General features: G+C 53.5%; 3 protein-coding genes. All 3 read right to left on the reverse strand.

Annotated features, from left to right (window positions below; genetic code table 11):
• Positions 1-39: 39 nt before the first annotated feature.
• On the reverse strand, positions 40-1,350 hold the full coding sequence (locus FDW94_RS19515; RefSeq protein WP_008785880.1) for a serine dehydratase subunit alpha family protein: 1,311 nt from the start codon (positions 1,348-1,350) through the stop codon (positions 40-42).
• A 24-nt stretch (positions 1,351-1,374) separates the two neighbouring features.
• Complete coding sequence (locus tag FDW94_RS19520) at positions 1,375-2,706, reverse strand: amino acid permease (protein ID WP_020996346.1); 1,332 nt, start codon at positions 2,704-2,706, stop codon at positions 1,375-1,377.
• 569 nt (positions 2,707-3,275) lie between these two features.
• Positions 3,276-4,640 carry an L-serine ammonia-lyase gene (gene tdcG, locus FDW94_RS19530; protein WP_137378115.1) on the reverse strand — a complete coding sequence of 455 codons (1,365 nt, stop codon included), beginning with the start codon at positions 4,638-4,640 and terminating at the stop codon, positions 3,276-3,278.
• Positions 4,641-4,716: the final 76 nt, after the last annotated feature.

The following is a 4,716-nucleotide window of genomic DNA, read 5'->3' on the forward strand; positions in this document are numbered from 1 at the left end:
TTATGCCGGGTGGCGCCAACGGCTTACCCGGCCTACAGATTAATGTGCCTTACTGGCCATGATCTCAATAATCTGCTTGTCGGTTTCCTGCATCGAACGACACGCCAGCGCACACAGGTTAGCGATAGATTGTTCCACGTTATGCGCCACAATCCCTTCGTTGCCGGTTACAGCAGTATCATCCAGCGCCATCAGTACCGCTTTCCACGCCGCGGAAGCACTGGTTGAGACTTTCATCGCGCAGCTGTTTGAAGCGCCATCGCATATCATTCCGCTCACGTCGCCAATCATGCTGCTGATCGCCATCGCGATGGTGTTGTAGCGACCATCTACGATCCATGCCATCCCCGCTGCTGCCCCCATCGCCGCCGTAGTTGCCGCACACAGTGCAGACAAACGCGGAAGCTGATGATGGATGTAGATAGCGCTCAGATGAGACAACATTAGCGCACGTGCCAGTTTCTCCTCATCCGCGCCAAAGTGCTCGGCCACCACCATCACCGGAACAGTCGCGGTAATGCCCTGATTACCGGAGCCGGAGTTGCTCATGGCCGGCAGCGTCGCCCCGCCCATTCGCGCATCCGATGCCGCACTGGTGCGGATCAGAATAGAGGTGGAGAGATCGTTCGCCAGCAGGCCACGCGCACACTGCTTCTCAAGCGTAGTTCCGATGTGCAAACCCCAGTTACCGCGCAGCCCTTCCTGAGACAGCGCACCGTTCAGTTTTGCCGCATCGAGAATGAAGCGGATTGACTCAAACGGTACCGCGTTCACGAACGCCAGAATCTCTTCCAGCGAGGTGTGAGACAATACCGCCAGCGGCGACTCCTGTTCCTCTTCCTGAGCATTCTGTTCTGTGGTGAACACTACGCCCTTATTGGTCTCGATGTGCACAATGTTGGTATGACCGCCCACAATCGTCACGCACGCCCATCCTTCAGCGCTGTAAACCTTCGCGCGGGAAAAGAGGATGTCCTCGCAAGGCTCCTGCAGCATCACCGCAACCTTGCCAGCGCTCAGCATCGCCTTCGCATCGGCGATCGCTTGTGGCGACGCATCTTTCAGTACCTCTAAACCGGCACGGGCATTTCCCCCCAGCGCACCCAGCGCCGCCGCGACAGGTAACCCGACCATTCCGGTACCCGGCACGGTAACGCCCATGCCGTTTTTCATCAGGTTCGGTGAGACCCACGCGTCAATGCGTTCAACCGCGCCGTCCAGCTCAGAGGATGCAACCGCCGCCGCCAGAGCCAGAGAGATAGGTTCTGTACAGCCCAACGCAGGCTTAACTTCTTCCTGCACCGCGCGGATAAAACTATCCCATAATGGATTCAATGTAGTCTCAAACATAACAACAACCTTTGCTCAAATATCTCAGGAAAATGCCAGGAACGGAGAAACGCACAACAGCAGGCCCGTGAAAATAATCAGATACAGGGAAGCGCCTTTGTATTTGTGCAGTGCAGGAACTTTGTAGACCAGCCAGGCCGGGATCAGACAACCCACCATGCCGAAGATAGGGCTACAAATAGAGGTGAAGCTCAGCACCGGCGCGTTGAGCACAATTGCGCTCCAGGCCAGCAGGATGGCAAAAATCATAATGCCGCGCTGAACAAAGGTTTCGTTGATTTTCTCAGCCGGCATATAGCGGCGCAGAATGTTCATCACGATCCCTTGAGTCGCTTCACGGAAACCTAAGTAGACACCGAAGAAAGCGGTCATAACGGCGAAAATGTTCAGAATAACGCTGACGATTTTCACCCAGCCAGCACCCGCACCATTGATAAATTGCGCGGCAATAGCCAGAGCGGAAATGTTCTGCTCATAAGCTTTAACCGCTTCGTCGTGGCCCATCGCCAACGTGAAGGAAACAGCGTAGAAAAAGACGGTAACAAACAGAATACCGAACGCGATGTTCATGGCACGCAGGGCTTTATGACGCGCCACTTCGATGGATTTGTTGCGTGAACGGTATGAGATAACCATCGGGCTTAAGGTCTGAATAAACAGAATCGAGGTCAGCGTAAACGGCAGAGTGATAATCGCATTTTTGATCAGCAGCGCCATCGGCGGCAGTGAACCTGCGTTATGCAGATGCCACATCCCTACCATCGACACGCCAAGCGCTGCCACAACCAGCAGCTTGGTCATTACCATGCCGGTGGAGATTTTAAACAGCATTTGTTCCCCGCGTGACGAGATAGCCACCAGGATGCAAATCAGTACCAGGCCATAGAACGGGCTGTCGGACAGTAAACCTTCCGTCACACCAAACGTGTGCAGATAGGAGGCGCTGTCATTGGTGATGGCGGTGGAATAAACGAACATCCAGATAACCAGCATCACAAAATACAATGCACCTAACAGGATGCCCCAGTTCTTACCCAGATAGCCGCTGATCACGCTCGGGTAGTCTTTACACTCTGGGGACTCAGCCAGCGTGTTGATAAACAGGCGCTGGAACAAATACATGGCTGGGTAGCCGATGATAGAGGAGAGCAAGAACACCCACAGCCCCATCAATCCTACCTGGACAGGAAGAAAAACAATCCCCGCGCCAATTGCCATACCGATACTCATAATGACCCAGCCGGTGTCCGTGCTGTCGAACTTAATGGCTTCACGCCATTCGCTTTCGGTCATTCCCGCCCGACGTGCCGGAGCAGATGCGTCGAGTATTACGCTACTATTCGTTGCCGTTTCCATAATTTCCCGCTCAATGTGTAGGTAGAGGTTTTTATATTTTTTTCGTACTGCATCAATGCGATACGCAGTACTTAGGTGCAGGTGAGCTATTGGAGTAATGAAGAAATCATACGCGCAGGATCAGAGAAAAACTTCACAAACAAACCCCTGTAATTTCTAAAAGTTAAGAAATATTTTCTCTTTTATATGCATATGTAGGATTTAAATTCTATTTTTGAAGCAGATCACAACAAAAAATGCGCGCTAAAGTGCTAATGCTGATCAGTTAACACCTCACCTTCTACGTTTTTTGTTAAAACAGCAAAACAGATTTAACTGGAAGTCAGAGGGTTGAAGCGATGACCCCGGTCCGGCTGAAAATCGATGAGGCGTTGACGGCTGACCGGGACTGCCCGCAGGGATGCGGGCAGAGGGGATGGCCTGCATGGATGCAGGCTCGGCCCCGACCCGACAGGCAGACGGAATAAGACGAATAACTCGCGCAGCGACGATTTTCCCGCCGGGAGCCTGGGTTGCAAGGGAGCGGCGGCGCTTACGCCTTATCCGGCCTACAAACGCACCCTTTCATCTCAGGTACAGACCACTTTAATCGCCAGACCACCGCGTGACGTTTCGCGGTACTTGTCGTTCATATCTTTGCCCGTTTCATACATGGTCTCGATCACTTTATCGAGCGAAACGCGTGGCTCAGATGTGCGACGTAGCGCCATGCGTGCGGCGTTGACGGCTTTTACCGCGTTGATCGCATTACGTTCAATACACGGTATTTGCACCTGTCCAGCAACCGGATCGCAGGTCAGCCCCAGGTTATGCTCCATGGCGATTTCCGCCGCAATACAAACCTGCGACGGGCTACCGCCGAGCAACTCGGTCAGCCCGGCTGCCGCCATTGAACAGGCTACGCCAATTTCACCCTGACAGCCGACTTCGGCACCAGAAATAGAGGCGTTCATCTTATACAGCGCCCCTATCGCCCCCGCGGCCAGCAAGTAACGGGCAATGGAGTTTGCATTCACCGGACGGCGGAACTTGTCGTAATAGGCCAATACGGCAGGGATAATTCCACATGCGCCGTTGGTCGGTGCCGTCACAACCCGGCATCCGGCGGCGTTTTCTTCGCTCACGGCCAGCGCGAACATGTTGATCCAGTCAATAACGTTCATCGGGTCGCTGGACAGGTTATCGCTGGAAACCAGCAACCGGCGTAATGCCACGGCGCGGCGCGGGACGTTCAATGGACCCGGCAGGACGCCTTCGGTGTTCATGCCGCGCTCAATTCCGGCGTGCATGACGTCCCAGATGGCGGCAAAACCAGCATCGATTTCTTCTTTGCTACGCATCGCCAGTTCGTTCTGCATCATCAGACCGGAAACGGATAGCCCGTTGCGCTCGCACAGTTTCAGCAGTTCGCTGGCGGAATGAAAATTGTAGGGCACGTGTGCTTCAACATCATGCGTCTGACCAAATTGCTCCTCTTCAACGATAAAACCACCGCCGACGGAGTAATAGGTTTTGCTTAATAGCGTCTCGGTGCCGTTCCATGCGGTGATACGCATGCCATTTTCATGGCGCGGCAGCGTTTCGGCGTGAAAGAGGATATTTTTGTCTGGGGAGAAATCGACAATATGCGTGCCCTCTGCAACCGGTAAACGTCCGGTACGGGCCACTTCCTGAGTAAAACCAGCGATAGAATCTATATTAACGTTTTGCGGACTGTTACCGGCCAGTCCCATCATGATGGCGACATCTGTCGCATGACCTTTTCCGGTCAGGGAAAGTGATCCATAAAGATCGACCACAATATGCGTAGCCTTGGGGAGTTCCCCGCTGCTGACCAACAGATCGATAAAGCTTTTACCTGCGTTCATTGGCCCCACGGTATGGGAGCTGGAAGGTCCAATGCCAATCTTAAAAATATCGAATGCGCTAATCATATCCACACCCTCGGATTGCCGTTCAGTGAAGACCAGGTTTCACACTCATTAAGGATCGGGGCGATCCTGAGATCGC

It is taken from the genome of Citrobacter sp. wls757, assembly GCF_005280935.1.
Lineage (GTDB): Bacteria > Pseudomonadota > Gammaproteobacteria > Enterobacterales > Enterobacteriaceae > Citrobacter > Citrobacter portucalensis.

Excerpts from the sequence above, each read along its gene's own strand:
- FDW94_RS19515 (WP_008785880.1), bottom strand. The coding sequence starts at position 1,350 with ATGTTTGAGACTACATTGAATCCATTATGGGATAGTTTTATCCGCGCG.
- tdcG (WP_137378115.1), bottom strand. The coding sequence starts at position 4,640 with ATGATTAGCGCATTCGATATTTTTAAGATTGGCATTGGACCTTCCAGC.
- FDW94_RS19520 (WP_020996346.1), bottom strand. The coding sequence starts at position 2,706 with ATGGAAACGGCAACGAATAGTAGCGTAATACTCGACGCATCTGCTCCG.